This window comes from Mesorhizobium loti CJ3sym (genome assembly GCF_000472785.1).
Classification (GTDB): Bacteria; Pseudomonadota; Alphaproteobacteria; order Rhizobiales; family Rhizobiaceae; genus Mesorhizobium; species Mesorhizobium loti_E.
Genome location: NZ_AXAL01000001.1, coordinates 482,442 through 505,560, shown reverse-complemented (window position 1 = coordinate 505,560; position 23,119 = coordinate 482,442). Strand labels below are relative to the sequence as shown.

26 protein-coding genes, 1 tRNA gene and 2 pseudogenes are annotated in these 23,119 nt (G+C 60.3%); 16 read left to right on the top strand and 13 right to left on the bottom strand.

Annotated features, from left to right (window positions below; genetic code table 11):
* Positions 1-12: 12 nt before the first annotated feature.
* On the bottom strand, positions 13-249 hold the full coding sequence (locus A3A9_RS46475) for a histidine kinase dimerization/phosphoacceptor domain -containing protein (RefSeq protein WP_430515874.1): 237 nt from the start codon (positions 247-249) through the stop codon (positions 13-15).
* A gap of 340 nt (positions 250-589) precedes the next feature.
* Here A3A9_RS46475 and A3A9_RS38220 point away from each other — a divergent pair, with 340 nt between their 5' ends.
* The gene (locus tag A3A9_RS38220; RefSeq protein WP_051370698.1) at positions 590-1,507 is read left to right on the top strand and encodes a LysR family transcriptional regulator; all 918 of its coding nucleotides are present in this window, start codon (positions 590-592) and stop codon (positions 1,505-1,507) included.
* 6 nt (positions 1,508-1,513) lie between these two features.
* Here the strand turns inward: A3A9_RS38220 and A3A9_RS0102845 are convergent, their stop codons facing one another.
* On the bottom strand, positions 1,514-2,182 hold the full coding sequence (locus tag A3A9_RS0102845; RefSeq protein ID WP_027057412.1) for an NAD(P)-dependent oxidoreductase: 669 nt from the start codon (positions 2,180-2,182) through the stop codon (positions 1,514-1,516).
* Positions 2,183-2,303: 121 nt separating this feature from the next.
* Between A3A9_RS0102845 and A3A9_RS0102840 the strand changes: the two genes are divergently transcribed.
* On the top strand, positions 2,304-3,194 hold the full coding sequence (locus tag A3A9_RS0102840) for a LysR family transcriptional regulator (protein WP_027057411.1): 891 nt from the start codon (positions 2,304-2,306) through the stop codon (positions 3,192-3,194).
* Between the two features lie 112 nt (positions 3,195-3,306).
* Here A3A9_RS0102840 and A3A9_RS0102835 read toward each other — a convergent pair whose 3' ends face one another.
* Positions 3,307-4,254 (bottom strand): alpha/beta hydrolase family protein, encoded by a 948-nt coding sequence (locus tag A3A9_RS0102835; RefSeq protein ID WP_027057410.1) that lies wholly within the window; start codon positions 4,252-4,254, stop codon positions 3,307-3,309.
* Between the two features lie 58 nt (positions 4,255-4,312).
* Complete coding sequence (locus A3A9_RS0102830) at positions 4,313-5,074, bottom strand: SDR family oxidoreductase (protein ID WP_027057409.1); 762 nt, start codon at positions 5,072-5,074, stop codon at positions 4,313-4,315.
* A gap of 81 nt (positions 5,075-5,155) precedes the next feature.
* On the opposite strand from A3A9_RS0102830, the gene A3A9_RS0102825 reads away from it, so the two are divergent.
* Positions 5,156-6,085, top strand: coding sequence for a helix-turn-helix domain-containing protein (locus tag A3A9_RS0102825; RefSeq protein WP_430515870.1), 930 nt, complete (start codon positions 5,156-5,158; stop codon positions 6,083-6,085).
* A gap of 424 nt (positions 6,086-6,509) precedes the next feature.
* Here the strand turns inward: A3A9_RS0102825 and A3A9_RS45635 are convergent.
* Positions 6,510-6,626, bottom strand: a pseudogene (locus tag A3A9_RS45635) (sugar ABC transporter permease); the annotation flags it as partial.
* Positions 6,627-6,691: 65 nt separating this feature from the next.
* Between A3A9_RS45635 and A3A9_RS41060 the strand changes: the two are divergent.
* Positions 6,692-7,483: pseudogene (locus A3A9_RS41060) on the top strand (ABC transporter ATP-binding protein); the annotation flags it as partial.
* 254 nt (positions 7,484-7,737) lie between these two features.
* Here the strand turns inward: A3A9_RS41060 and A3A9_RS0102815 are convergent.
* Together A3A9_RS0102815 and A3A9_RS0102810 are read right to left on the bottom strand one after the other, a co-directional pair.
* Positions 7,738-8,877, bottom strand: coding sequence for a mandelate racemase/muconate lactonizing enzyme family protein (locus A3A9_RS0102815; RefSeq protein WP_027057407.1), 1,140 nt, complete (start codon positions 8,875-8,877; stop codon positions 7,738-7,740).
* A gap of 60 nt (positions 8,878-8,937) precedes the next feature.
* Complete coding sequence (locus A3A9_RS0102810; RefSeq protein ID WP_027057406.1) at positions 8,938-9,834, bottom strand: GntR family transcriptional regulator; 897 nt, start codon at positions 9,832-9,834, stop codon at positions 8,938-8,940.
* Between the two features lie 166 nt (positions 9,835-10,000).
* On the opposite strand from A3A9_RS0102810, the gene A3A9_RS0102805 reads away from it, so the two are divergent.
* From A3A9_RS0102805 to A3A9_RS41055, 5 genes are all read left to right on the top strand, one after another.
* On the top strand, positions 10,001-11,053 hold the full coding sequence (locus A3A9_RS0102805; RefSeq protein WP_245278962.1) for an ABC transporter permease: 1,053 nt from the start codon (positions 10,001-10,003) through the stop codon (positions 11,051-11,053).
* Positions 11,050-11,835, top strand: a complete 786-nt coding sequence (locus A3A9_RS0102800) for an ATP-binding cassette domain-containing protein (RefSeq protein ID WP_033838282.1) — start codon at positions 11,050-11,052, stop codon at positions 11,833-11,835. The genes A3A9_RS0102805 and A3A9_RS0102800 overlap by 4 nt, the downstream gene beginning before the upstream one ends.
* A gap of 142 nt (positions 11,836-11,977) precedes the next feature.
* Positions 11,978-12,844 carry a sugar ABC transporter substrate-binding protein gene (locus tag A3A9_RS0102795; RefSeq protein ID WP_430515873.1) on the top strand — a complete coding sequence of 289 codons (867 nt, stop codon included), beginning with the start codon at positions 11,978-11,980 and terminating at the stop codon, positions 12,842-12,844.
* A 72-nt stretch (positions 12,845-12,916) separates the two neighbouring features.
* On the top strand, positions 12,917-13,939 hold the full coding sequence (locus tag A3A9_RS0102790) for a zinc-binding alcohol dehydrogenase family protein (RefSeq protein WP_027057402.1): 1,023 nt from the start codon (positions 12,917-12,919) through the stop codon (positions 13,937-13,939).
* Positions 13,920-14,822, top strand: a complete 903-nt coding sequence (locus tag A3A9_RS41055) for a hypothetical protein (protein WP_051370689.1) — start codon at positions 13,920-13,922, stop codon at positions 14,820-14,822. Before A3A9_RS0102790 ends, A3A9_RS41055 begins: the two co-directional genes overlap by 20 nt.
* A 1,035-nt stretch (positions 14,823-15,857) precedes the next feature.
* On the opposite strand, the gene A3A9_RS44770 is transcribed toward A3A9_RS41055, so the two are convergent.
* Positions 15,858-16,130 (bottom strand): hypothetical protein, encoded by a 273-nt coding sequence (locus A3A9_RS44770; protein ID WP_027057401.1) that lies wholly within the window; start codon positions 16,128-16,130, stop codon positions 15,858-15,860.
* A 29-nt stretch (positions 16,131-16,159) separates the two neighbouring features.
* Here A3A9_RS44770 and A3A9_RS38200 point away from each other — a divergent pair, with 29 nt between their 5' ends.
* The 4 genes from A3A9_RS38200 (at position 16,160) to A3A9_RS0102750 (ending at position 17,551) form a co-directional block, all read left to right on the top strand.
* Positions 16,160-16,441, top strand: coding sequence for a hypothetical protein (locus A3A9_RS38200; RefSeq protein WP_051370686.1), 282 nt, complete (start codon positions 16,160-16,162; stop codon positions 16,439-16,441).
* 28 nt (positions 16,442-16,469) lie between these two features.
* Positions 16,470-16,625 carry a hypothetical protein gene (locus tag A3A9_RS44765; RefSeq protein WP_161634471.1) on the top strand — a complete coding sequence of 52 codons (156 nt, stop codon included), beginning with the start codon at positions 16,470-16,472 and terminating at the stop codon, positions 16,623-16,625.
* Between the two features lie 25 nt (positions 16,626-16,650).
* The gene (locus tag A3A9_RS0102765) at positions 16,651-16,839 is read left to right on the top strand and encodes a hypothetical protein (RefSeq protein ID WP_152536053.1); all 189 of its coding nucleotides are present in this window, start codon (positions 16,651-16,653) and stop codon (positions 16,837-16,839) included.
* 409 nt (positions 16,840-17,248) lie between these two features.
* Positions 17,249-17,551, top strand: coding sequence for a hypothetical protein (locus A3A9_RS0102750; protein ID WP_027057399.1), 303 nt, complete (start codon positions 17,249-17,251; stop codon positions 17,549-17,551).
* A gap of 202 nt (positions 17,552-17,753) precedes the next feature.
* Here the strand turns inward: A3A9_RS0102750 and A3A9_RS0102745 are convergent.
* The 5 genes from A3A9_RS0102745 to A3A9_RS0102725 form a co-directional block, all read right to left on the bottom strand.
* Positions 17,754-17,827: transfer RNA gene (locus A3A9_RS0102745), tRNA-Gln, on the bottom strand.
* Positions 17,828-17,898: 71 nt separating this feature from the next.
* A complete protein-coding gene (locus A3A9_RS0102740) occupies positions 17,899-18,954 on the bottom strand; it encodes a tyrosine-type recombinase/integrase (RefSeq protein WP_027057398.1) in 1,056 nt (351 codons plus the stop codon).
* A complete protein-coding gene (locus A3A9_RS38195; protein ID WP_033838280.1) occupies positions 18,929-19,180 on the bottom strand; it encodes a hypothetical protein in 252 nt (83 codons plus the stop codon). Before A3A9_RS38195 ends, A3A9_RS0102740 begins: the two co-directional genes overlap by 26 nt.
* 13 nt (positions 19,181-19,193) lie before the next feature.
* Positions 19,194-19,907, bottom strand: coding sequence for a hypothetical protein (locus A3A9_RS38190; RefSeq protein ID WP_051370683.1), 714 nt, complete (start codon positions 19,905-19,907; stop codon positions 19,194-19,196).
* Positions 19,904-20,419 carry a hypothetical protein gene (locus A3A9_RS0102725; RefSeq protein WP_027057397.1) on the bottom strand — a complete coding sequence of 172 codons (516 nt, stop codon included), beginning with the start codon at positions 20,417-20,419 and terminating at the stop codon, positions 19,904-19,906. The genes A3A9_RS38190 and A3A9_RS0102725 overlap by 4 nt, the downstream gene beginning before the upstream one ends.
* Before the next feature lie 161 nt (positions 20,420-20,580).
* Here A3A9_RS0102725 and A3A9_RS0102715 point away from each other — a divergent pair, with 161 nt between their 5' ends.
* The 3 genes from A3A9_RS0102715 (at position 20,581) to A3A9_RS0102705 (ending at position 23,112) form a co-directional block, all read left to right on the top strand.
* Entirely contained in the window at positions 20,581-20,925 is a 345-nt protein-coding gene (locus A3A9_RS0102715) for a hypothetical protein (protein ID WP_027057396.1), read from the top strand.
* Positions 20,926-21,111: 186 nt separating this feature from the next.
* Entirely contained in the window at positions 21,112-21,363 is a 252-nt protein-coding gene (locus A3A9_RS0102710; RefSeq protein WP_033838279.1) for a hypothetical protein, read from the top strand.
* A 324-nt stretch (positions 21,364-21,687) separates the two neighbouring features.
* Positions 21,688-23,112 carry a lipase/acyltransferase domain-containing protein gene (locus A3A9_RS0102705; protein ID WP_152536052.1) on the top strand — a complete coding sequence of 475 codons (1,425 nt, stop codon included), beginning with the start codon at positions 21,688-21,690 and terminating at the stop codon, positions 23,110-23,112.
* Positions 23,113-23,119 lie beyond the last annotated feature (7 nt).

The window sequence follows — 23,119 nt, the reverse complement described above, 5'->3', positions numbered from 1 at the left end:
CGATGGCGTCGATCACAAGGTCTCCGGCGAAAGCGGAGACGTCGAAACGCCCATGTCATGCGACTGAGAGGTCCGCCGATGGACGGTCGCTACGGCGTCGACGCGCTCCAGCATTGTTTCGAGCTTTGCGGACATCGCAGGATTTTCGACGGTGCGCGCCTGAAATCGCAGCCGCGCGGTGATCAACGTCAGACCGTTCTTAACGCGGTGATCGAGTTGCTGGAGCAGTAGTATCTTCGCCTCGAGCACAACCGCCAGCTCCGCAATGCGGCCAGCGGCCGTGTACGCGCTCACTCAAAAAAGGGGCTTTATGGGGTTGCACCGGTCCGACCGAGCAGCCCGGCGCAAAGTGCACGCGGGCCTCACGATGCATTCAAGCGACGCTCTGCTACAAGATCGGCGCAGTGCACCGCAGTGTCCCTACATCGCGACAATTGGCCCGCCTTGCTGCTGAGTGCCGTGGGCAGCAACACGCCGGCGTCAAAGTCGCCGTCCGTTTTGCCCTTTCGTGTGCCGGTTTTGTTTCGCACGATGGATTGACGCCGCATGTCAGATCCGGTGTCTCCGCCAAGGGACAGTGGAGTTCACGATGATTGACGTCGACGATATGCGCGCCTTCCAGACGGTCGCCAGGCTATTGAGTTTTTCAGGGGCGGGCCGCGTCCTCTCGGTGCGCAAGTCGGCCATCAGTCGCTCGATCCAGCGGCTGGAAGCGCTGCTTGGCGTTCGCCTTTTTGAACGTACAACCCGCGAGGTCGTACTGACCGAGGCTGGGCGGGCGTTGCTTGGTCATTTTAGCGAGATCGTCACCCGCGTTGACGAGGTCCTCGATATGGCCGCCAGCTTGGCGTCGCATCCACGGGGCCGGCTGCGGCTCACCGCCGGAATCGGCTTTGGCATGGGGGTGCTGACCGAAATTCTTCCTGCGTTTTCACTCGCGTTTTCAGACGTTGATGTGTCTCTCGAACTGACGAGCAGGACGGTTGACCTTGTCGCCGAACAGATTGATGTGGCCTTCCGAATGGGTCCGATGCTCGATTCAAATCTGGTCGCGACACGGCTTGGAGCAATCGCCTGCCTGTTATGCGCCGCGCCTTCCTACCTCGAACGGCGCGGTTGGCCGAGGTCGATCGACGAGCTGCGCACCCACGATCTGCTCCTCATCCCCCGTGGCGATGGTCTCCCCCGGCGTTTGTCGCTTCGCGACAAGGACGGCGTGGAGCACCAGGTCGACGCCACCGCTCGGCTCACCGCAAATGATCCCAAGGCAATAGATCGCATGGTGCTTAACGGGGCTGGGATCGCGGCTACGGCGAGATATGTGGCTGCGCCTGAGATCGAGGCCGGCAATCTCGTTCGCGTTCTGCCCGACTGGAGCGTTCCAGCCGTCGATGTCAGTCTAGTCATGCCTGCCGGTAAGGAACGCAGCCCGGCTGCAAGAGCCTTCGTCGACTTCATGCGCAAACGGGTTGCCGGCAACCGCCGCTGGTTTGACGATGGGGCGTGACGACCTTCACCATGTAATCAGTGGCGAACGATGCCGCCAGGCGTCGCTATCCACCTGGTCGAGGACAAATTTCGCAACGTCCTCCCGCGAGATGGTCCCGCCATGGAAGCCGGACAGATCGGTTAGAGTGCGGACATTGCCGCGTCCCGCCTTCTTGTTCAAAACGGATGGCCGGATGATCGTCCAATCGAGGTCGGACTCACGGATGACGGCTTCCTGGCGGTTCTTGTCCGCATAGACGTTGCGCAGGAGCAGCGGGAAAATCACGTTATCGAACAGGAACCCGCCATGGCCGGCGCTATCGCCCGCCCCCATCCCGGTGATGGTGATCAGGCGCGAGATGTCTTCCGTCTTCATTGCCTTGACGAGCGCGCGGGTCGCGGTCGAGAGCAGCGTCACCTGCTTCAACGGGCTGGCCGGAGTGCCCAGGGCACTGATGACGGCATCCTGCCCGGTGACGGCCTGGCGTAGAGTCTTCTCGTCGCGAGCGTCGCCGACAACAAGCCGGACGCCCTTCATATCGGCCGCTTTCTCGGGGGAACGGACCAGTGCCGTCACCTCATATCCGCGTGCCAATGCCTGGCTGACGATGAGACGGCCAGTCGGCCCCGTCGCCCCCGATACCAATATCTTGGTCTGTGCGGCGTGGGGATTGTCGATTGTGGACTTGGTCATGGCTTTGTTCCTCGTTGGGTGAGACGTTTGCAGTTGGGTAGGTTGTTGTCGTGAATATGAGTGGTTCACAGATGATGCGATAGGCGCTATTATTGGACACAACGTCTCATCGGTGGAACAGATGGATTTGCTGGCGCTCGCGGATTTCGTGCTCGTGGCCCGCCACGGCGGCTTCGGCCGTGCAGCACGCGCCGCCACACGTCCCAAGGCGACTTTGTCGCGACGAGTGGCGGAACTTGAGGCTGGCCTGGGATTGCGACTTGTCGAGCGTGGCGCGCGGGCACTCAAACTGACCGAGGAAGGGCGGGCGCTCTACGAACGGGCAGGCCACTTGCTGATCGAACTGGACGAAACCGCAGCAGAAATTGCCTCGGGCGGACAGAGGCCGCGAGGCAAACTCCGGATCAGTGCGCCATTGCTTTTTTCTCAAACCGCAATGGGCAAGATCGCCGCTGGTTTTGCGCTGAAGTACCCGGAAGTTCGGCTCGAGGTCTCCACGGAAGACCGCGCGGTGGATATGATCGAGGAGGGGTTTGATCTGGCGATCCGCGTAAACCCGAATCCGGATGAGACCCTAGTCGGGCGGGCGTTCCTGCACGATCGACTGGTGGTCGCCGCTAGCCCGGGTCTCGCCCGGCCGACGGGGAACACTACAGCGCCCGCCGTCGTACGATCGGCGAGCGATCGACTGACCTGGCAAGTGATGACCGCCACCGGCCCGACCCCAATTGTGATCGAGCCCGTTCTGGCGCTAACATCCCTTGTCATGGTCCGCGACGCGGTGCGAGCCGGCGTCGGCGCCGCCCGCCTACCTTTGTCGCTCGTGAGCCACGATCTCGCAGACGGCACGCTGGTAAAATGGGGCGAGGTCGACGGACCTGACATTGTTCTTTGGACGCTTTACCCGTCCAAGCGGCTCCTGAGCGCTCGGGTGTCAGCGTTCCTGGACTATCTCAAAGAGGCCTTCCCAAAGGGGACGCCTGACGAACTGGCGGCTTATATCGGCAAATAAGGTGGAGCAGTTTTTGTCCCCGGAAACGCCCGTTTTCCGCACGACCGGCGGCAATTGGGTATATCCGATCCCTGACCGCTGCGAAAGAAAGACGGCAGCGGCAGGCATGGCTTCAGGCGTTGGTGGCGAGCGTTACCTGCGCCAATGCGCTTGCGGATCCGTCGAGTGAACCGATTGCCGCCGGCCAGGCGCCCATATCGAGGTCAAGAGCGGTGCGAAGCCAGGCGAGACTTAGCCGCCGCGTCGCTTCGAGACTATCGGGCGCTTCAATTTCGGTTTCCTTTGCATCCAGACCAGCAATGCCGCCCAATCCGTGACCAACGCCATGCACGGTGACAAGAGCCTGGGCTCCCGGGCTGTCGTGAAAGGCATCTGCGTGCCACTCGGGGCCGCGCGACGTGAACTGCGGGTTGTCGTCCGCGCCGCAGATCACAAGACTGCGCGTTGTCATATGCGCAAAATCCACGTCGAAGAATGGAAAACGGGCCGCACTTTGCGCTGTGAGGTCGCTCCCACCGCGACCGGGTGCTGCCAGCAGGACGCCTGCGGATATTCGCGGATCGGCAAAGCTCTCTCCTGCAAGTCGCGCGCCCAGAAGCAAACTAACCGTGTGGCCACCAAAAGAGTGGCCTGCAGCCGCGATGCGCCGATGATCGAGGCGACGCGCTATTGCTGGCGCCTGCTGTTCCACTTCATCCAGATGGTCGAGAATTGCTGTCATCTCGGATACGCGCTGGCGCCAGAAGTAGGGCGCATCGGGAGCGTCGTTCGGCAGGCCACTGACAGGCGAATTTCCATGGGTTGGCTGAATCACGGCGAAACCGCGTTCGGCCCAGAACTGCGCCAGGGGCGCATAGCCATCTTTGGACGGAACATACTTTGACGGTCCTGCCCCATGCGACAGCATGACGATTGGCAGCGCCTCGCCCCTGGCCGGTGCAGTAAGGCGCAGTTCGAGCGGTGCGCGTCCAGCCATTGGCAGGATAATCGGGGTATAGGCTACGGTCAACGCGACCGGTGGCGTTGGTATGGAGCGCGACAGATCGATGAGGTTATTCATGTGTTGTCATCCTTTTTTGGCGCCCCAGCGGGTCGCCGTGTCAAAGAGAGCAGTGCTCTCAGCCGTTGGCCTGGGTGGTTGTTTGGCTGAAGATCGTTTCTGCATCGGCACCTGCGGGCAGGCGCATCGGCGCATCCGGCTCCGTCACGGCTCGCCATACGGCCTGCGCCACGTCGTCAGCCTCTGTTTTCTCGGTCGAGCTGCGCATCGTTGCAAAATAGTCTTGCACGAAAGCCTCATAGGGCGCCGGGACGTTCATTCCCATGCGTGCCACGGCGTTCTTTCCAAAGGCGGTCGTCGGGGCTGAACCTGGCAGGACAAGCCGGGTACGGATGCCGAATTGCGCCGCCTCAAGGGCGAGGCTTTCCGTGAACGCATTGATGGCGGCCTTGCTGGCGCTATAGACCGACAGTGCCGGAAACGGGCGCAGCGTGACACTGGAACTGATGTTGATGATGACGCCGGTTTGTCGCTTGCGCATGCCCGGCAGGACAGCCTGGGTCATAGCCATTGTGCCGAGGACATTGGTCTCGAAAAGTTCGCGGGCCTTGGCGATGTCTACGCCCTCCAGCACGTTCAACATGCCGACCCCGGCATTGTTGACGAGCACATCGACAACACCGGCGTCTGCGACGGCCTGCGCGATGCTGGCTGCATCTGTGACGTCGAGCGCCAGGATTTGCAGGCGATCGTGCACCGGCATTGTGTGTGCCTGCGGGGTGCGCATGGTCGCGACGACCTCCCAACCCTGAGCAAGGAAGAGTTCTGCCGTGGCGAGACCGAAACCCGACGAAGCACCGGTGATAAGAATTTTGGGCATTAATGTATCTCCTGTCGTTGGTACGACGAGATATGGACAAAAATTCCGGACTTCCTATATTAGAAAGTCCGAAATCTTTCAGTGAAAGTCCGAATTGTGGCTATTTTGACAACTGACCCCCTCGCCAGCGTTGTCGCGCTGCTCAAGCCGGAGCCCTCGATTGCCAAGCTTGTCAACGGCGGCGGTCGCTGGCGCGTCGAGCGGACAAACATGGCAAGTCCGTTCTATTGCGCCATGGTCGAGGGCACTTGCCTGCTGGCTATTCGGGACCTTGCGCCGCTTGTCCTTGAAGCGGGAGACTTCGTGCTGGTGCCGGAAGTTTTCGATTTCACCATGTCGAGCATCAATCCGCCGCCAAGCGGCGCCCCGCACCTGCCGCTGGAGACCGGTCCAGGCATGTTCCGCCTGGGCGAACAGGACGCACCGACCGAGGTGCGGTGCCTGGTGGGCCATTGCAGCTTTGCCTCGCCGGACCGGGAACTGCTCGTTTCGCTCCTGCCGGCGGTCATCCATGTGCGCGCACAGGGGCGCCTGATCGCGCTCGTTCAGATGATCCAGGAAGAGACGCAAAGCGATCGTGCGGCCCGCGACATGGTGCTCGGGCGGCTTTTGGAACTGCTGCTGGTCGAGGCCTTGCGCTCCGTCGAAAGCACGATGGCAGAACCCGGTTTGCTCCGCGGCCTTGCCGATCCGCAACTTGCCTTGGCGCTGCGGCAGATCCATGCAGAACCTGGTGCGAGCTTGTCCGTTCAAGCCCTGGCCGTTGCAGCGGGCATGTCGCGCTCCACCTTCTTTGACCGCTTTCGCGGCGAGGTCGGATCCGCGCCCATGGAATATGTAGCGGCTTGGCGGATGGCAGTGGCAAAGGACATGCTGGTGAGGGGAAATATCGCGATGGCCGAACTCGCGCGGCGTGTCGGCTACGGGTCGGTCAGTTCATTCAGCATGGCCTTTTCACGACATGTCGGTACACCACCCGGCGCTTTCGCCGCTAGACGCCAGGCCGCGTAAGTCGCAGTTCCGAGTCGATTACCAAAATCGATGAGTATCGCTCACAGGGTTCAACGACGAGAGATGGCAGTTTTGGGAATTTAAAATTTAGGTCCGAATGGCAGACATGGGTTCGTATGAAGAACGGCTGCTTATCTCAAATGCCTGCCGAGACCTGACAGTCCGGTTACGGCCCCGAGTCCGCCTATTCCTCGAATTCCTCGCTCGCCGCTTTGGACCGGAGCCGTCGTGGGATGACTGGATGCCATAATCTGGCAACGAGCTAGCTGCTCGATCGACTCCTCAATGACAAATGTAACCTTCTCGATGCCGCGATGTGGGTGAAAAGCGAATATTGGGGCGTCCAATTCCCGGCCATCAGGGCGAAGGGATCGGCGAAGGCGGCGTCCAGTGCGTCGATCAAACGGCGCGCGCGGTAGCCTGACATGAGACCAAACGTGTAGAGATAGGTGACAATCGTATGCGTGGAGTTGGACGGGCCACCATTGGTGAGCGGGATCACAACGTCGAAGAGTTGCAGTGAGCCGACGATGGAGAGAAACACCGACACGCAGCCCGACGAAGGGATCGATCGCCATTGGCAATCGGGATGTCACCCACGAGTAACCCTCAAAGCGCGGCATCTCGATGGTCTTCCAGTCCTACGCGCTGTTTCCACACATGACGGTGGAGCAGAATATCGATTTCGGGTTACGGCTCGCCAAGGTTCCTCAGGCGGAACGTGAAGCGCGCGTCGCAGCCGCTGCCGAGGTGCTGCACCTCAAGCCGCTGCTGCAACGCAAGCCGGCGGCACTTTCCGGCGGCCAGCGCCAGCGCGTCGCCATCGGGCGCTCGATCGTCCGAAACCCTGAGGTTTTCCTGTTCGATGAACCGCTTTCCAATCTCGACGCGGCACTGCGTACCCAAATGCGCGTCGAGCTCGCCGATTTGCATAAGAGGCTTAATGCGACGATGATCTATGTTACCCACGACCAGGTCGAGGCTAATACGCTGGCCGACCAGATCGTCGTGATGAATGCGGGGCGCATCGAACAGGTCGGGTCGCCGATGAAACTCTACGACGCGCCGAACACCTTGTTTGTCGCCACCTTCATCGGGTCCCCCCGCATGAACCTGATATCGGGAGAGGGCGCGAAAGCAGAAGGCGCCACCACGATCGGCGTGCGTCCCGAACATATCGCGATAGACAGCGTCAATGGTATCTGGACGGGCAGGCTGCGTTTCGCGGAGCATCTAGGTAACGAGACGATCGCCTATGTGGAGTCGGATGTGGGCGAAATCATCATACGCCTCGCAGGGCACCATAACCTCAAGGAAGGGACGCTGCGCATGACACCTGACCGGGCGCAGCTGCATCGCTTTGATGAACAGGGCATTCGGATTACGACTTTGAACTGACCGCCGTCCAACGGGCATTGCATGGGACTCAAGCCAACTGCGGTCCACGAGGTCAGCATCAGTCCGAGCGCGACCCCAACACACCGAACGCCTGGTGGTTTTCGACCTTCAGCTCTGGAAGACAAGGCCGGCGCCAAAGCGGTCGTGTAAGCCTTGAGATCCGCTAGCCGGTCAGCCCGCCCTCACATGGCGGGCCGGCGGCTTCGTTGATATTCTCGGGTCCGCCGCGGCCTTGGTCTGCGGGTCAGTTTTCGTTACTTCATGGGAAGACGTGGATTTTCTGGTGCGGCACCCAGCTCCGACCGGGCCAGGCGCTTTGGCCTGATCCATTCGCTGCGCGCTTTTCCCGATAGCACCAGACCATGGCCGGGCCTATCGGGCGCATAGGCGTAGCCGTCCCGGATGTCGATAGGCTGTTCCACCAGATGATCGAAGTTCTGAAAAGAATATTCCAGCCATTCGACCTCGGGAAGCGCGGCCGCCATATGCACGCCAACCTCCAGGAAAGTGTTACCAAGGCTGACCGGGATCCCGAGCTCGACGGCCAGCCAGCCGATGCGCATGACATCCGTCACTTGGCCGTGGACATTCAGGATATCGGCGGCATGAGCCTCCAGAAGCAGCCGCTTGCCCTGAAGATCCAGATACTCGCCGCTGTTGATCTGGGTCCATGTGACGGCGTACCTGAGCGTTCTCAACCCTTCATGGTCGTGACGCAGTATCGGATCCTCGACCCAGAGAAGATCGTGGCCGGCCTCGCGGATCGCCACCAATTTCGTCAGCGCCTCCTTCGAGTTCCAGGCCTCGTTCGGATCGATCATGATTTTTGACCCAGCCGGGACACAGGTCTTCAACAGTTCCAGACGCCGCAGATCGCGGTCGAAATCGGGGTGGCCGACCTTGATCTTGAAAGCCGAGTATCCAATCGACGCCGCGTGGGAGAACAACGAGACGAAGGCATCATCGTCGAGGTGAAAATCGAGACCGCTGGCATAGGCCTTCACCCGGTTGCGGCGACTGCCAAGCAAGACATGAAGCGGCAAGCCGGCTTCCTTCGCCGCAAGATCCCAAAGCGCCACCTGAACCGCTTCGTGAAAGGGCAGCGAGCAAGCCCGTTGATTGCCACCGCGCGGGCGATGCACACGGTGAACCAGGGCGATCGCTTTGTTTCCCTTCAGGCCCGGCCAAATCTCATGTTCGAAAACAGCCTCGATGTCCGTCTGATCGGGCAGTGGATTGAAGAGCGTCTGGATGAATCCCAGTCCTACCTTGCCACTTTCGGAAAGGAGTTCCAGCGCGGCGACGTTGACATCGTCCGCCCGAACCTGACTGTCCCCGATTACCCGGTCGCGGGCGAACTGAAATCGGGTTATACGAAAATGCGAAAGGCTCATCACAGGGGCTTTCTGATCGGTTACCGTATCAAGCTGATCTAGTGGCGCCTCTATAAACCGTCATTCGTCCGATCCAATCAGCGAGCGCATCAGAGTTGATCTTGCCGAAGCCAGATGCGCTCGGCAGGCCAGCTCAATTCGGTCGGGATCGCGGCTTTCGAGCGCATCGATATAAGCGAGATGCTCGAGGATCGCCGCCTGGTTGCGCTGCTGTTCGTCATGCTTGTTCCACTGATAGTGGTAGTGAAAAATGAAGCTGATGATGTCGTAGAAATCGTCGATGAAGCGGTTCGGCGAGGCCTCGTTTATGAGCCGATGAAACCGGTTGTCGAGACCGGAGAAGTCCTGATAGCGGCTTTCAATCCGCTTCAGCAATTCGATATGCGCAACCTTGAGCGCGGCGAGCTTGTCCCACAGGGGAGACGTGTCGGGTTGCCGTGAAAACAGATGCGCCGAGCGCAGCTCGAACATCACCCGGATCTCGAACAGCTCAAGAGCGAAATCCTCCGTGAAGCCCTTGAAAAGCCAGCCTGTATTCGGCCTTTTCTCGAGCAGCCCAAATCGGCTGAACCGGATCAGGAACTCACGTATTCCGTTGGTCGCGACACCGAACTGCCGGGCAAGTTCGAGCTCGTTGATACTGGTGCCAGGCCTGGTGTCACCCCGCAGCATCCACTCCATGAACTGCTGTTCGACATGGTTGGCCCGCGACGTGGTTTCGGCGTCGGGATAGTAGTCGCTATCCTCGACCGCGCGGCCTGCCGTCCGGACACCGCCGCGCTCGGCGACGAGTTCGCGTTGGGCAAGTTCTCCCAGAACCTTTCGCACGGTCGTACGGCTCACGCCAATCCGCCGTCTCAGCTCATTTTCGGAAGGGAGCTCCCCGGTCAATTGTCCATCGCGCAGCATGGCGGCAGTGCGGTTGAAGGCCTTCTTGTACACAGTGTCGGTTCGCATCGGATCTTCCTCTGAGCAACACCATGTCCTTTTTAGCATGAACTTTATCCATAAAAAACAACTTGACCAAGTCATGACGGTTGTTTTTTATCGATAAGAGGAAGCTGAAATACAGCAAAAGTTTTGACGACGAAGCTCGCACGAGCTTTCGGCGGGGGAGGGGACTTTGCCTGAAACGGGAAACACCGGCACCACTGCCGGCGAGGCTGCATTGCCGGAGTCCAGGAAGCAGGAAGCCGTTCCAGGCCTCGCACTTGGTCTGGCCCTGCTGAGTGCTGGTCCGGTCGTCATCCTGGTGCTGCTGATCGTCGTCCTTAGTTTTCTGTCACCCTATTTCCTGACAGGACGCAACCTCAGCAACATCCTCGCCCAGACCGCCGTTATCTCTGTCGTCGCAATGGGGCAGCATCTGGTCATCCTGACACGCGGGATCGATCTTTCCGTCGGCTCGAATGTCGCACTGGCCTCCGTCGTCGGCGCGCTCAGCTTTCATGCCGGCGCTCCCGCCTTCGTGGTGATCGCGGTGATGGTTGGCTGCGGTGCGGCGGTCGGCGCCATCAACGGGCTCTTCTACGTCTTCGGCCGGTTGCCGCATCCTTTCATCATCACGCTGGCTACATTGAGCATCGCAAAAGGCCTGGCGCTGCAACTGGCAGACGGCCGCGCCATCCCCGGCATGCCGGATTCCATCGATGCGCTTGGCCGCGAGGCGGTCTGGGGCCTGCCTGGATCGGTCTTCGTCGTTGCGGGCGTTGCCGCGGTCCTTTCCATTATGGCCAAAACGATGGTCTGGGGTCGCTGGATCTATGCCGTCGGCGGCCGGCCTGACGCCGCCGTGCGCATGGGCATTCCCGTCTCCTGGGTGCTGGTTTCGGTCTATGTGATCTCAGGGCTGTGCGCCGGCATCGGCGCGGTCATCCTCGCCGGCCGTACCGACGCCGGTTCGCCTCTGTTCGGCAATCTGCTGGAACTGGATACGATCGCGGCGGTGATCATCGGCGGCGCCAGCTTTCTCGGCGGCCGCGGCCATCTTGGCCATGCCCTGATCGGCGCCATCATGATCGGCGTCATCCGCAACGCGCTCAATTTGCTCAACGTCAACGTCTTCTTCCAGCTCATCGTCATCGGCGTGGTCATTGTCATAGCGGTCGAGTCCGACGTGCTGCGCAACTACCTCGAAGGGCGTGTGCGGGTCTTGCAGGCCGGGAGGCAGTCATGAGCGCCGTTGCGGCCAGCGTCGATCGTGCAGCCACCGCTGACCATCCTGTGCTGGCTGTGCGTGGCGCGACCAAGCGTTTCGGCTCGGTCATGGCGCTGAACGATGTCAGCATCGAGGTCCGGCGCGGCGAGATCCTCGGGCTTCTCGGCGACAATGGCGCCGGGAAGTCGACATTGACCAAATGCATCAGCGGGGTGCACCAACTCGATGCCGGCGCCATCCTTCTGGACGGCGCGCCGACGCAGATACGCTCCCCTGCGGATGCGCGCTTTGCCGGCATCGAGACGGTCTATCAAGACCTGGCGCTGTTCGACAATCTGACACCGGGACAGAACTTCTTTGCCGGTCGCGAACTGGCCTGGCCGCGATGGCTCCCGCGCGGCCTGCGATTTCTTCAACAGCGCAAGATGGATGCCGAGACCCGCGTTCTGCTGGCAAACCTCAAGGTCACCTTGCCGCGGCTGGACGCCGTCGTTGCCATGATGTCGGGCGGCCAAAGGCAAGCCATCGCAGTGGCGCGGTCGACCGTCTTTGCCCGCAAGGTCGTGATCCTTGACGAGCCGACCGCAGCACTTGGCCTGCGCGAGTCACGCCAGGTTCTCAACCTCGTTGCTGCCCTGCGTGACCAGGGCAATGCAGTCATCCTGATCACCCACAATATGGAGCATGTCGTCGAGCTTGCCGATCGCGCCGTGGTGCTCCGCCAGGGGCGCAAGGTTGGTGAACTTGTGCCGACCAAGGACAACAAGCAGGAGCTGGTTTCCATGATCGTTGGAGCCTGATCCGTTCGAGATTTGGGGGCCGTTCCGGTCCGCAAATGCCTGAAGCGACTTCCGCCGGAAGACGCCTCAATTCCAAGGGAGGAATGGAATGCCAATGAACCGAAAACTGTTCGCTGGGCTGGCGATCGCCGTTGCGTTTGCAATGCCGGCTTCGGCCGCCGACAAGATCAAGGTCGGCCTGATTACGAAATTCCCGGTGCCGTTCTACTCGACCATGGAGGATGCCGCCAAGAAATACGCGGCCGCCCACCCCGAAATCGAGCTGGTCACCGGCCAAGGGCAGGCCGCCACAGACATCGAAGGCCAGATCGCGCTGATCGAGTCCATGATCACGCAAGGCGTCAAGGGTCTGGCGATCACTCCGGTCGATCCGACCGTTGCACCGGCGCTCGACAAGGCGGTCGCTGCCGGCATCAAGGTCGTTCTCGTCGACAACAGCATCCCGAACTGGAAGGGCCAGACCGCACTGGTCTCGACCAACAATCTCAACGGCGGCAAGATCGCCGGAGAGTACCTGAAGACAGTGCTCAAGAGCGGCGACAAGATCGGCATCCTGCAAGGTGTGCCTGGGGTGCCGGCGCTGGACGACCGGGTCACCGGGATGATGGAGGGCCTTGGCGACGTCAAGGTCGAGGTCGTCGGCAAGGGGGCAACCAATTGCACGCTCGAACTCGGCACGTCAGTGACCGAAGACATCCTGACCGCTAATCCCGATCTCAAGGCGATTTACTCGGCTTGCGGTCCGCCAATCCCGGGAGCCGTCAAGTCGATCAGCAATGCGGGCATTGCCAACGACAAGATCATCCTGGTCGGCTTCGACGCCTGCTGCGGTGAGATCGAAGCGATCAAGTCCGGCGCGGAAGACGCCAGCGTTGCACAATTTCCTGCAAAAATGGGTGAGCTTGGCATCGACACCGTCGTCAAGGCAATCCGCGGGGAAACCGTCGAGGCCAATGTGGATACCGGCGCCGGCCTCGTGACGCTGAAGAACGTCAAGGACTTCGAATAGGCTCCACACCTTGGCCCGGCGGCCATCCCAGCCGCCGGGTTCTTTTTAAAGCATTTCAGGAAGATGGTCCGCATGAAAGCGCTCGTATGCCGTAAGCCCGGCGAATTGATCGTTGAGGATCGCCCGGCGCCCGGCCGGCCCGAAGCCGGATGGGCGTTGATCAACATCAGCCATGTTGGCATCTGTGGCACCGACTACCACATTTTTGAAGGCAAGCATCCGTACCTGGCCTATCCACGTATCATGGGCCACGAAATCTCGGGAACAGTCGCGGCAATCAACGCGCCGGGGGAAATCACGGTCGGAGAGCAAGTGCTCGTCAACCCCTACCTTGCCTGCGCCAAGTGCGTGGCCTGCCGCCAGGATAAGCCGAACTGCTGCGTCGCGATCGAGGTGCTGGGCGTGCACCGTGACGGTGCCATGACTGAGCAGATTCTCGTGCCGGCAAAGAACTTGATTCCGGCAACCGGCCTGTCGTTGATCGAGGCGGCCACGGTCGAATTTCTGGCCATCGGTGCGCACGCGGTCCGCAGATCCATGGCTGGGCCGGGCAATCGAACCTTGGTCATCGGCGCCGGTCCGATCGGTCTTGGCGTCGCGCTTTTTGCCCGCATAGCGCAACAAAGTGTGACCGTCATGGACGTCGATGCCGAGCGGCTGGCTTTTGCAGCAAAGCAGGGCTTCCTGGTGATCGACGGTTCGAAGGGATCGATCGTTGAGACGATAGCGGAGCGAACCGCCAAGTCAGGTTTCGATGTCGTCTTCGATGCAACCGGAAACAGCCGATCGATGCAGTCTGCCTTTGCCTATGTTGCCCATGGCGGCGTCATGGTGATGGTCAGCGTCGTGCCGGACGACATAGCCTTCTCCGATCCGGAGTTTCACAAGCGCGAAATGATGCTGATCGGCAGTCGCAACGCGACGCAAGCCGACTTTCAGCACGTCATTACCTCGATCCGCGATGGAAAAATACCAGTAGACCAGCTCGTCACCCACCGCACGACCCTGCGCAACAGCCCCCGCGACATCGCGATCTGGGCGCGGCAGAAGTCCGGTCTGATCAAGGCCGTTATCGATGTGGCAGGGTCTGGCTGACTTTGGCAAACACAATCATTTCACGGTTGGCAAGTTGTTCAACGAAGGCAACAAAGAGCGAGGAGGTCGGTTGACCAAGGAAATCGTCACGCCCATTTTCCAATTCGGCACGAGCCGCTTTCTGCGTGATCCCGGCCAGCGCCGAGAGCGTCTTTCCCGGCGAGGTGTCGCGGCCGGCACGTCCCTTGTGTCTGATGCAGGTGAGTTGCTGAACACCCGCCATGCCATCGACGACATGCTGGAGACGACGCAAGGCACGAACGCGGGGAATGCACTTCAGACCGCGCGCCAAGCTGTCGATGACGAGTTGCGCGCTTCGGTACCCGGTATCAAGGAAGTCGACGCAAAGTATGCCGAGCTGGCCCGGCAGAAAACTGCTGTGCAACGTGGCCAGACAGTCCTGTCCGACGGAAGGGAATCTCCGCGACCGAACGAACTCGCCGATGAGGTTCGACAGGGCGCTTTACCCCAAGGGATGCAGATCGGCCCTTCCGCTGTGCCGCTGCGGCTCCGCAAGGGTGCGCGGGCTGAAATCGAACGCATCGTCGGCACCAATGTCACCGGCCGGGTGGCGCTCCAGCGCCTCATCAAGGGCGAAGGTGACTGGAACCGAGCCCGTCTCTCGACGCTGTTCGGCCAGGACAAGACGAACGCCATTATCGATCTGCTCGACCGTGAGCGCGCTTTTGCGGAAACCTCAAACCAGGTCACGAAGAATTCCTATACCGCCGCGCGCGAGGCGGCAAAGAAGGATCTTACCGCCAGTGATCCAAATCTCGGCTTTGGCGTCCCTCAAGCTTATATGGCCGGCGGCGTGATGGGCGCGACGCGTGAAGGCTTTGCGACCAAGCTTGGCGTTGTCTTCACAGCAATGTGCGTGTGATCCCGGAACCTCCGGGGGCTCTTTCAAAGGCTTCCAATGCTTGTTCGGATGCGGAGCATTTGGCCAACAATCCACTCTCGCGATTACAGTCCATCCTTCATCCTCGACAAGAAGCAGCGCCGTGGCATCCTCTTGAGGACGGTATTTCCAAACCACTACACGCAACTGAAGGCCTTCAATTGCAGCACCCGTTTCGTCTGCCAGAAGGCTTGTGAAGACAAACTGATCGGTCTCGTGAGACTTCAGCGAACTATCAGGATTGGACGGTGCATTTTGAGCTTGCCAATCTGGCCAACTGAAAATTGTTTTTTCATCGACGCCAAAGCAGTCCATCGAGCTACTTGCTCGCGCTCACGCTCGGTGTCCGAGGATTGTTCCAAGGCTGCCCTCCCAAGGCCTCAAACTATCCTAGCTACCTTTACTTGTCTGCCACAAGTGCAACACGCAAATCTATCTGGGCGACGCCCGCAACCGACCCCGCCGCCGCAAGTTGACCTATGCTGGATGATCCCAGCACTCCATGACTTGGCCCGCTGCTCTCCCCTCAGGACGGCGGGCTTTTTCAATTGTAGTTGAAGCGATTGACATGCCAGGATTGGTGGCTGCATTTGTGGCCGGGTCTGCCGAGAGGGTAATATGCGAAAGATTTACGTTGCTCCGACGCTGATCAAAAGAGATCGGCTGTCTAGTGTCACCGCGGCCTCTGGCGTATCCGGCATTACCGGCCCGATAGGTCCTACTGGTCCAACAGGTCCGCTTTAGTAGCCTCATTAGCGCCCGAAAATGAGTGCCCGTCACCGCTTCCTCGATGGCGGGCCTTTCCATTTTAGCGGCGGCTTGCTAAGCGTTGACTGAGGTATTCAACAGAAGAGGGGGGTATGAGATGAAGAAAACCTACAAAAAGCCGATCTTGTCCAAGCGCGAGAAGCTGTCCGCCGTGACGGCGATAGCCTGTCCAAGCAACAACTCCGTGAAGTGCTGATAGTCGAATAATCCAGGTCGTTGTACGCTCGCTGCCGAAAGGTGGCGGGGTTTTCATTTTAGCGACTGCTTGCTAAGCCCCTGCTTGGCGTCGAGCGGGAAGCGGGCAAGCCTGCCTTCGCCCTCATGGCCGACCGGCAGACTGGTAGATATTTCGGCTCCGCCTTCATCAACTCCAGCCGCGCCATCCGCGAGCGCTTGTGGAAACGGGTCCAGGAGCACGCCGGGCCGGCGCCAAAGGGGATGAAGCGACCAGCCACCCAATGGGTCAAGCCGGGCATCGTCGGTCGTGTGAAGCACTTGCGCGGCGAGGAAGACCTCCGGCATGCTTCGCTCCAAGATTTCCGGGAGGAAGAATGATCGGCAAAGGCTGGACGCTCCAATCCCTGATCGATGGCAAGATGGCGGTCACCGCCTTTTGCCACAAGGCAGCCTGTAACCATAGCAAGACATTGGACCTCGATGCGCTGCGCGACAGGTTCGGGCCGGATGCGCCAGCGATGGAATGGGAACTGCGCCCGAAGCTGAAATGCGAAGTGTGCCAGTCTAAGGACGTTGGCCTGATTTACTCGCCCGACTCCACGAAGATGTCGGGCATGGGACAGAACCTTTCCAGCAAGGCCAAAGGCGACGAATGAGCCAATTCGGACCAACCTGGTAGCGGATATGAACCCAGAAGAAAAAAACAGAAATCAGAAGCGCCTCATTGCATTGCTTTCTATTTTGCTCGCCTTCTCGGTGTGGATGCTAGTTCGTGCTTCTTTGGGTGAGTCCATCGTTGTGGGCCGCTTTGGCCATTGGATCGTGTACAAAGGCGGGTGAATACGTAAACGACCTGATCGAAAAAATGGATGAGCGGCGCGCGGCCCTTATCGAGCACGTGAGGCGCAGAACGCCCGCCGACCAATCCGAATATGATGCGCTCTGCCGCATCCTGCTCAAATACGAAACCGACTGCGGCGCCGATCTTGGGCAAATGGTCCTGATCACCGAGCAGCTGAAGGGGAAGAACCCGGACCTGGTAGGCCGCGCATGACCCGCGACACGAGCTACGATCTGATGGCCCTCCTAACCGTCGCCGAAGCCGTCGCCAGGGTTCTTCATGACGATCCGACGCCACAGTATGGCGGGTTCGCTGGCTCGCCTTCTGGCGCTCGCCTCCGAGCTATACGCTCCACTGCATGACGCGCTCGAAGGCCACGAAGGCGTGAAAGAGGGTGAAGCGTGAGCCCCGTTCTCAGTAAGCAGTATTCCGGCAACGAACCGGTCGACGTGATGGACCACGCGCTCGACCTGATCCGCGTCGTTCGTCTCGCAATCAACGCTTAAAAAGCGGACCCCTCGAACGTCTCGGAAAAAGAAATGGCGTCGATCGGCTACGTTCTGATCTACGCGCAGGACATCTTGGAGCCCTTGCGGGAGCATCTGAACAAGGTGGGCGCGTTATGAGCGCGTCAGTCCGCCTATCAGACCCTACCGTCCGCCACTCGATCGAAGACGAGATTGAGCGCCTAATTTCGCTGCTGGATCTTACCGAGCCGGACCCAGATTGCGAACCCTGGCTGGCGGGCGGCGCCGAAGTCGTCGGCAAGAATGACAGGGAAGGGGATGCCAGCGACGATGAGCCGTCCTTGGGCTGGACCGTGGCGACAAACCAGACAGTCGCCTTGATGGGCGGCGCCAACCCTGTCTTTCTGGACGGGGAATTTGACGGGGGCGATTCGCCCGAACAGCCTGATCACTACTGAACTTCGGCAAATTGGCGACCCAAGCCCGCTGCCTCACGGTGGCGGGCTTTTCCATGTCGCAACCGTGTCGCGTGGATATGCCGCCACTGTGCCGAAATCGTTGGAAACCAACGGTAGCGTATTGCAACACAGCGCGACATGAAACGTCTAGCAAACTTGACAGGCGCCGATGCTAGGTAGTTGATTTTGTTTGGTAAAACTTTGGCTGGGGAACCTGGATTCGAACCAGGACTAACGGAGTCAGAGTCCGTGGGTCTACCGTTAACCTATTCCCCAAAAAGCCTTTGAAAACAAGGCTTTGGCCGAACGAGAGAAAAGCGGTTAGACACTTTTCTTGCGCGGGTTAGTCAAAACCGTTCTCGTTTCGGGCTGGCTTGTATCACATTCGCCATGTCGATCAAGACCCCTGACACGTCTGCGGACGAAGAATAATGCTCGGCCATCTCGATCGTCTCCTGGCCGAGGAAGTTCTTGATGTCCTCCAGCTTGTACCCGAGCGTCCGCAGCTCTGCCGCGACCGTGTGGCGAAGGCCGTGCATGGTCAGGCCTTCGCCGGCAATGCCCTTGTCGACGCATTTGGCGAAGAATTTCCGAATCGAGGCGGTGAAGCCCATTTCGGTCCAGGGCTGGCGATCCGAGTTGAGGCACAGCATCGTTACGTCGATTTCGGCGATCGGCCATGCGGCAAGCGCGTCATCGAGAATGCGCCTCAGCTCGCCCAGTGCCGGCAGCTTCATCAGCTTGCCGTTCTTGCTCGCCCTGAACGAGATGTAGCCGTCGCGGTAGGCCATGCGCGGCAAGCGCAGGATGTCGCCCCGGCGAATGCCGAGGAAGCGGGCGAGGGCGAGGGGAACCTTGTAGTATAGCGGGGCTGCGCCGAGCACGTTGACGCGCTCCGCCTTTGTCCATGGCCGGTTCTCCTTGCGGCGGTCGGCCGGGATCTTGGCCTTCTCCAGTTCCAGGCACGGATTGGCGCTGACCAGCCCGTATTCCTTGCCGTGCCTGAAGGACGACGACAGCATAGCCATCATGTGGTTGGTGAAGGCGCCGCGACGTGTCTTGACCGTCTTGTCGCGCAGCTTGGCCATGAAGGCGGAATCGATCAGCGAGAGCGGCGTTCCGGTGATCGGCTTCAAATGGTCCATGTATTTGAGGTAGTCGGACCGGGTCCGGGGCGCGAGGTCGGTGAATTTCGGCGATTTCTTGTAGCTTGCCAGCAGCCCGCCCAGCGTTCCGGCCTCGGGCTTTTGAGGCGCATGCAGCTTGTCAAGGCGATCGACCTCAGCGGCAAGAGCCTGGCCGGTCAATTTCGGGTCGATCGGCGTGCCGCTTTTGCGGTGATAGGCACGTTCGTTGCCGAGCCTGTCCCTGTAGCGTTTAACGCCCGTAATCTTCACGCGCATCGAGAAGCCCCAGCCAATCGTCACCGCTCAGCGGCATCGAATCGTCCTTGCTATCCAACCACTTGTCAAGCGCCCGCACATCGTAACGCACAAGGCTGCCGATGCGGACGGGCGTGACCTTGACGTGCGCCTTCAGCCACTCGATCGACGCGCCGCCGCAATATTGCGCGGCCTCGGCAGGCGAGAGCATGCGCCTGGCGGGCAGCGGGACGGATCGTGACGTCATCGCGGCTCGCCGCTCAAGCCCGCACGGCAATGCCGAGATAACGCTGCAGGCGCTCGAGGAAAGCGAGCTCGGCTTTCATCGCCCCCCATGGCTCGATGGTGCCGGTGAGCCTCGGCGGCGGCAGGTCGCTGCGGACGAGGGGGATGCCTGTCCTGGAACCGTAAAGCGCGCGCGCTTCGGCCGTGCACATGCGCTCATCCATCTCGGCGACCAGCCTGGCGTAAACCGGCGCGATTGGCGGCAGCCGCGCCGCCTCGAGGATCGGCCTATCGAGCGCCGCCTTGGCGCGCCTGATGCCCTCGACCACGGCCCCACGGGCAAACTCGGCCGGCACGCCCCGCTCGATCAGGTACGCGGCGGTGCGCAGATCGAATTCGATGACGACGGGGCGGCCAATATCGCCGAGAAGATATTCGTGGCCGTCATGCAGCAGGAAGTAACCGGCAAGGACGGGATCGCCGTTCTCGCGAAACAGAGCGTCGGCGCCCATGACACTATGCTGCGCGACCGACACGGCAGCGCCCTGATGTCGGCCATTGAATCGAGAAGCCTTCGACAGGGTGCTGGCCAGATGGGCAAAGTCGATCTGCTCGGCGCGGATTTCGGCGAGGTCAGCCACCTGCGCGTCGAACATGACGATGGGCGCCTTGATCTGCGTTTCCGAAGTTCGGCGGGCCGCCTGCTGAGCGGCCCGGCATTCGGCTTTCGATGGTACAGGCGCGCTCATTGGCCCGCCTCCGGCAGGCTCGTCTCGACCTTGCGGAGCACGGTCTGGCGGATAGCCGGGAAGATTGGCAGCCGGTCGAGATAGGAGGCGAGGACCTTGAGGCAGCGTTCCCGCTGGCCCGCCCAGGGATCGAGGATCAGGGCCGCGCGCGCCGTGCAATAGCGCCCCCAGTCGACGAGCAGAGCCTGCGTCTCCGACGTATCGCGCGGCAAAGGCGGCCTGTGCGGCAAGGGCGTGCAGGCCTTGGCGATGAGGTCCGGGACCATGTCGGGGCGGCTGTGGATTTCGCGCACCGAGGAAGCGTTGGCGCGCTTCGCGGCGGCGTCCCTGAACTCGACGATCTCAGCCCAGGTGAAACCGGCACCGATCAGATCGCGCGATCGCACGCCGCCAGCCGCGGCGAAGAGATCGCGCATGGTCTCGGCCATTTCGAGACAACGGGGATGGGAGTCCTCGGCGTCGTCGGACAGTGCGGGCCGGGCTTCAGGCATGCGGTATTCGGCGTCAAACATAGGCGGTCTCCTGGTTGAGGGTAGGGAGGGCGTCACGGCACGAGGCCGAGGACGATCGCGAAGCAGAACAGGATGGCTGCAAGCGCGCAGAGCGAAGGCAGTTCCCTGGCGAGCTTGGCGTGGTAAGCCTTAGTCTTCGGCAAGCGCGGGAGGCTTTGCGGATGAGGCGATGGCTGGTTGCGGCGCTGTTTGGCGCGATGTGCTCGGGGCAGGCATTCGCCTACTCCGACGAACAGATGAATGTCATGTCCCATATCGGCCAAGCCATCTCGGCCACCAGGATCTGCTCGAGGGTCAAGGTCAGCGACAGCGCCGCCGCAATCTTGCTGACGGCCTATGAGGTCAAGCTTGACGATCCCGTTGTCGCCGGCGTGGTTAAAAGCAAGATCGAGGAAACAGTCGCGGCCTGGGCGGGCAAGAGCGAGGATCTGGCCTGTGCCGCCGTGCTCATGCTCTACGGCCCCGCTGGCTCCAGTGTCCCCAATTTGCTTCTGCCCAAGGAATGAGTCCACCACACGCTCCAGCCGTTCAATGCAGCGGAAGGTAAGTGTTGCCTACCTACATCGTCAAGGCCTATATTGGTAAGCTGTTCTTACATGAGCTTGTGGGAGCCAGCCGCGTCTCGCGTCATTCGTACTTGTTTTGTTCTCATGGCTGAGTCATGGTGACGCAGCCGTGAGTGGGAGCGCTTGATGCTGACATACTTCGTTGTTCAGAGTTTTGAGAAGACAGCCAAAGGCGCCCTTGCAGCCGGCACGCCGATTCAGGTCCAGGACGAGCAGCATGCGATGCGGCTGGCTGAAAAACTGTCGAGGACGAACGCTGGGGTGATCGCGTTCAGCCGCAGCGGCGATCCGGCCAGCGGCGAGTACCAGGATGCCACGATCCTGTTTTCCTGCGGGATGTTGCCTGCGCTGGAACATGAGGTTGCGATTGCGAGCTAAACAGAGCCAGTCGTCGGCGACGACTTACGTTGACGAGTTGACCAGCGTGCCGTTTCGGCCGTCTTTCGGCTGCAAAGTCAAAGTCTGAAAGAGGCACGATAGTTCTCCTTCGGCCAAACTCGGTCAATAATGAAGCGATTTTGGCGTCTCTGCCCACCACGTGAATCGCCATACAAATTGACTACGCAGAACTTGGGTGACGCCTCACAATCAAGGCCCCAGCGCTTCGGTTGAACAAGGCAGTTAACAGTTATCTTGCCGCATGGTAGTAGTCAGAGCATGTCCTGCTTTTGAGGCATTACTTTTATATTGCGGGAGTCTCGATTGCCGAAAGACGATATGCCCGACGTCATCGTGCTTCTGCCGGGGATAAGCGGCAGCCGACTGACAAAGGACGGACGGGTCGTATGGGGGTTCGCTCCATCCGCATTGGCCAGCATATTTCTATCTGGCGGCGACAGCCTGGAACGCGGATTGCTGCTCAGGGAAGACCCGGTTGAGGACGACGATCTCGGCGACGGGGTTGTAGCGGACGAACTAATCCAGGACCTCCATTTGATCCCAGGGTTCTGGAAGATCGACGGCTACACCAAAGTGCTTGAGACCATCAAGGCAAACTTCAAGGTCACGCCCGGCGAGAACCTGTTTCCGTTCCCATATGATTGGCGGCGGGATAACCGCGTAGCAGCGCGCAAGCTTGAGCGATCCTGCAACCAATGGCTAAAAACTTGGAGGGCCAAGTCGGGAAACGACAAAGCCAAGCTGATATTGATCGCCCATTCGATGGGAGGGCTGGTAGCGAGGTATTTCCTTGAAAGCCAGCAAGGTTGGAAGGACACCCGCGCCCTAATCACTTTTGGCACTCCCTTTCGCGGCTCGCTCAACGCTGTCGACACGCTGGCCAATGGTTTGCGGATGGGTCCCTTTGGAACGTTTGATTTCAGCAAGACCGCAAGGAGCTTCACGTCAATCTATCAACTTCTGCCAATCTACCCCTGTTATGACGATGGCGGTGGAAAGTTACTGCGCGTCGGCGACATAGAGGGAATCCCCAATGTCGACGCGGGTCGCGCCGGCGCCGCGCTGAGGTTCCATCGCGAGATCGAGGAAGCGGTAATGCGCAACCGAAATCTCGGAGACTTCGAACATGAAGGTTACAAGGTCTATCCTATTGCGGGTACAGAGCAGTCGACCAGCCAATCCGCCGTCCTTAATGGCGTTGGTGTCGAGCTCCTCCAAAGCCACGATGGTAAGAACTATGGTGGTGACGGGACTGTGGCGAGCGTATCCGCACAACCTATCGAGCACACGTCGGGTGAGTCATCCGTTTTCGTGGCGACGCGGCATGGATCGATCCAGAACGCCGATGCCGTACTCACTCACATCCGCGGGCTGATAAAAAGCTTCTATTTCGACCTAGGTTCGTTTCGGGGGTCCGCCGGAGCCCTTTTGTCCGATCTAGTGCGTGTCGATCTACAAGGCCCAGATTTGTTGACTACTGACGAGCCAGTGATGATTCAAGCGCGTTCGATGAGGGAAGATGTGGAACTTGAGGTGAAGCTCACAGACGGCGATGGCCGCCACATTGCAACGAGGACGATGACCAGATCGACACACGGCATGTTCAGGGCGGAGTTTCCTCGGCAGCCGGCCAATTCATATAGGGTTCGCGTCTCGTCGCCGGCGGGTGGAGTGGAACCGGCCGAGGATTCATTTGCGGTCGGCAACCTGGCCGCCGCGCCGGCGTAGCGGCATT

Bases quoted from the DNA above. Each gene is read 5' to 3' on its own strand.
- A3A9_RS41055 (WP_051370689.1), top strand. From the start codon at position 13,920: ATGTGGCAGGGTCTGGCTGACTTTGGCAAACACAATCATTTCACGGTT.
- A3A9_RS38190 (WP_051370683.1), bottom strand. From the start codon at position 19,907: ATGAGCGCGCCTGTACCATCGAAAGCCGAATGCCGGGCCGCTCAGCAG.
- A3A9_RS0102715 (WP_027057396.1), top strand. From the start codon at position 20,581: ATGAGGCGATGGCTGGTTGCGGCGCTGTTTGGCGCGATGTGCTCGGGG.
- A3A9_RS0102840 (WP_027057411.1), top strand. From the start codon at position 2,304: ATGGATTTGCTGGCGCTCGCGGATTTCGTGCTCGTGGCCCGCCACGGC.
- A3A9_RS0102815 (WP_027057407.1), bottom strand. From the start codon at position 8,877: ATGAGCCTTTCGCATTTTCGTATAACCCGATTTCAGTTCGCCCGCGAC.
- A3A9_RS0102765 (WP_152536053.1), top strand. From the start codon at position 16,651: ATGGATGAGCGGCGCGCGGCCCTTATCGAGCACGTGAGGCGCAGAACG.
- A3A9_RS38195 (WP_033838280.1), bottom strand. From the start codon at position 19,180: ATGACGTCACGATCCGTCCCGCTGCCCGCCAGGCGCATGCTCTCGCCT.
- A3A9_RS0102810 (WP_027057406.1), bottom strand. From the start codon at position 9,834: ATGCGAACCGACACTGTGTACAAGAAGGCCTTCAACCGCACTGCCGCC.
- A3A9_RS0102740 (WP_027057398.1), bottom strand. From the start codon at position 18,954: ATGCGCGTGAAGATTACGGGCGTTAAACGCTACAGGGACAGGCTCGGC.
- A3A9_RS44765 (WP_161634471.1), top strand. From the start codon at position 16,470: ATGAACCCAGAAGAAAAAAACAGAAATCAGAAGCGCCTCATTGCATTG.
- A3A9_RS0102845 (WP_027057412.1), bottom strand. From the start codon at position 2,182: ATGACCAAGTCCACAATCGACAATCCCCACGCCGCACAGACCAAGATA.
- A3A9_RS0102830 (WP_027057409.1), bottom strand. From the start codon at position 5,074: ATGCCCAAAATTCTTATCACCGGTGCTTCGTCGGGTTTCGGTCTCGCC.
- A3A9_RS0102710 (WP_033838279.1), top strand. From the start codon at position 21,112: ATGCTGACATACTTCGTTGTTCAGAGTTTTGAGAAGACAGCCAAAGGC.
- A3A9_RS0102725 (WP_027057397.1), bottom strand. From the start codon at position 20,419: ATGTTTGACGCCGAATACCGCATGCCTGAAGCCCGGCCCGCACTGTCC.
- A3A9_RS0102790 (WP_027057402.1), top strand. From the start codon at position 12,917: ATGAAAGCGCTCGTATGCCGTAAGCCCGGCGAATTGATCGTTGAGGAT.
- A3A9_RS0102800 (WP_033838282.1), top strand. From the start codon at position 11,050: ATGAGCGCCGTTGCGGCCAGCGTCGATCGTGCAGCCACCGCTGACCAT.
- A3A9_RS0102750 (WP_027057399.1), top strand. From the start codon at position 17,249: ATGAGCGCGTCAGTCCGCCTATCAGACCCTACCGTCCGCCACTCGATC.
- A3A9_RS38220 (WP_051370698.1), top strand. From the start codon at position 590: ATGATTGACGTCGACGATATGCGCGCCTTCCAGACGGTCGCCAGGCTA.
- A3A9_RS0102795 (WP_430515873.1), top strand. From the start codon at position 11,978: ATGCCGGCTTCGGCCGCCGACAAGATCAAGGTCGGCCTGATTACGAAA.
- A3A9_RS44770 (WP_027057401.1), bottom strand. From the start codon at position 16,130: ATGCCGGAGGTCTTCCTCGCCGCGCAAGTGCTTCACACGACCGACGAT.
- A3A9_RS0102835 (WP_027057410.1), bottom strand. From the start codon at position 4,254: ATGAATAACCTCATCGATCTGTCGCGCTCCATACCAACGCCACCGGTC.
- A3A9_RS38200 (WP_051370686.1), top strand. From the start codon at position 16,160: ATGATCGGCAAAGGCTGGACGCTCCAATCCCTGATCGATGGCAAGATG.